General features: G+C 67.0%; 3 protein-coding genes. All 3 read left to right on the top strand.

What is annotated here, in order from left to right; all coding sequences use genetic code 11:
- On the top strand, positions 1 to 1960 hold a 1960-nt coding region (locus VSX56_RS20465), incomplete at its 5' end, for a terminase gpA endonuclease subunit (RefSeq protein ID WP_350939366.1).
- A gap of 2 nt (positions 1961 to 1962) precedes the next feature.
- Entirely contained in the window at positions 1963 to 2166 is a 204-nt protein-coding gene (locus VSX56_RS20460) for a phage head-tail joining protein (RefSeq protein WP_350939365.1), read from the top strand.
- A gap of 5 nt (positions 2167 to 2171) precedes the next feature.
- A partial coding sequence (locus VSX56_RS20455) for a phage portal protein (protein WP_350939364.1) occupies positions 2172 to 2603 on the top strand: 432 nt, incomplete at its 3' end.

The raw sequence follows: 2603 nt of genomic DNA, 5'->3' as shown, positions 1-2603 counted from the left end.
GCCGTCGCAATCGGCCAAGACCACGATGCTGATCACGGTGGCGGTGCATTCGGTGATGTGCGCCCCGGCGCCGGTGCAGATCATCCATATGTCGAAGCCCGATGCCGATGCCTGGGTGGAGGAGAAGCTCGACCCGATGATCGAGCATAGCCGGATGGTGCGCGAGCGGCTGGGACGGGCGCGTGATGACAGCACCTTCTCGCGCAAGCGCTTTAAGGGAATGCGGCTCACCATCGGCTATCCGGTGGCGCGCCAGCTGTCGTCGCGCTCGCAGCGGCTGGTGCTGCTGACAGATTACGATCACATGCCGCAGGTGCTGGGCCCGAAGGATGCGCCCGAGGGCAGCCCCTACGGGATGGCGCGCCAGCGGATCCGGACCTTCATGTCGCGCGGTTGCGTGCTTCTGGAAAGCACACCGGCCTTTCCAGTGACCGACGAGACCTGGAAGGCGGGGCCGCAAAACCCGCATGAGCTGCCGCCCGTCTCGGGGGGCATCGTGCGGATCTATAACGAGGGGACACGGGGGCGGTTTTACTGGCACTGCCGTGAATGTGGGGAGCTGTTCGAGCCGCACTTCAAACACCTGCGCTATGACAATACGCTGGAGCCGGCGGTGGCGGGCGCCAGGGCCGAGATGGGCTGCCCGCATTGCGGCGCGCTTTACAGCCACCGCCACAAGAACGAGATGAACCGCCAGATCCTCAAAGGCCGCGGCGGCTGGCTGCATGAGGGGACATCTGTCGGAGAGGATGGCCGACGGGCGCTGGTGACGATCGATGATCCGGATCTGCGTGCCACCGATGTGGCCAGCTATTCGCTCAACGGGGCGGCGGCGGCCTTTGCCAGCTGGGAAGGGATCGTGACCTCCTATGAACTCGCGCTCCGGCAGGCCGAGCAGTTTGGCGATTATACCGAACTCAGCCGCGTCTACTTCACCGAGCGCGGCGAGCCCTATGTGCCGCATGGGTTGCAGATCGAGGGCGAGCTGACCACCGCCATGCTGAGTGAACATGCGGTGCGGCTCGATCGCAGGACCGCGCCCGGCTGGACGCGCTTCATCACCACTTCGGTCGATGTGCAGGGCAACCGCTACGAGGCGCTGGTCATGGCCTGGGGCGCGCAGGGCGAGCGGGTGATTATCGACCGCTTCGCGCTGGCGCAACCGCCCGAAGGGGCACCACGGGCCCGCAACGAGGAGCGCGAGTTCCGTGCCCTCGATCCCGGCCGTTATGCCGAGGACGCGGGGGCTCTCACCCAGTTGGCCGGCCGCACCTATCCGGTCGAGGGCCAGCCCTGGGCGCTCGCACCTTGCGCGCTGGCGGTGGACTTCAACGGGCCTGCGGGGTGGTCGGATCATGCCGAGCGCTTCTGGCGCGGGCGGCGCAAGGCGGGCGAGGGGGAGCGGTGGTTCCTCTCGATCGGGCGGGGTGGCCCGAACCTCTCGGACCGGGTCTGGTATGCCGCCCCCGCGCGGGGCTCAAAAGGCCGTAAGGCCCGTGCGGTCCGGCTCCTCAATATGGCGACCGACCGGCTGAAGGATTCGGTTCTGGTAGCACTCGGGCGGTTCGAGCGCGGCCCCGGCGCCCAGCATACGCCCGACTGGCTCGAGGAAGAGCATCTGGCCGAGCTGCTGGCCGAGCGTCGTGGCCCCAAGGGCTACGAGCTGAAGGCCGGCGTGAAGCGTAACGAGACGCTCGATCTCTCGGTGCAGGCGCTGGCGCTGGCCGAGCATAAGGGCCTGAGCCGCATCAACTGGGAGGCACCGCCCGATTGGGCGGTGCTGGGCGTGGCCAATCCCTTCGCCGTGCGGCTTGCGCTCGAGGTGGAGGCCCCACAACCGGACGCATCCGAGCCGGATCAAGAGACAGAACCGGAGGCGGCGGGTGATCCCGATACGCCTCCCTATACACCGCGCCCGCAGCCTGCGGGCATGGGCATCAGATATCTTCGGAGACGCTAGAGATGGCTTGGACAGCAGCTGATATCACCCGCATGGAGCGGGCCATCGCGACCGGCGCGCGGGTGGTGCAGATCAATGGCGAGCGGGTGGAATACCGCACGCTCGACGAGATGCGCGCCACGCTCGTGATGATGAAAGACCAGCTCTCGGGCGCAGGCGCGGGCCGCTTCCTGGTGACCTATCCCAGAACATTGCGGGGGCTCTGAGACCCATGAACCCGATTGACCGTATGGTGTCCTTCTTCAGTCCTGAAGCGGGCTATAAACGGCTGCGCGCCCGTGCGGGGGCCGCACAGCTGATGAACTATGACGCCGCCTCGCGCGGGCGGCGCACCTATGGCTGGAAAGCGCCGGGCTCCTCGGCCGATGCCGCAGCCTTCGGCCATCGCGCGCGGATGCGCAATCTCTCGCGCGACATGATCCGCAACCGCCCCTATGCGGCGCGCGGGCGCGATGTGGTGGTGGCCAATGTGGTGGGCGAGGGGATCACCCCCTCGATCCGCATGGAGGGCGGGCAAGGCAAGGGGCAGGACAAAACGCAGGTGGAGGCGGCACTCCAGCATCTCCTGACCCCCGATATAGATGCGCTTGGCGAGTATGACCTCTTCGAGATGCAGGGGATCGTGATGTCCACGGTCTTTGCC

Origin of the sequence: Thioclava kandeliae (genome assembly GCF_040297545.1) — a bacterium.
Classification (GTDB): domain Bacteria; phylum Pseudomonadota; class Alphaproteobacteria; order Rhodobacterales; family Rhodobacteraceae; genus Thioclava; species Thioclava kandeliae.
This window is presented reverse-complemented; position numbering and strand designations above follow the sequence as displayed.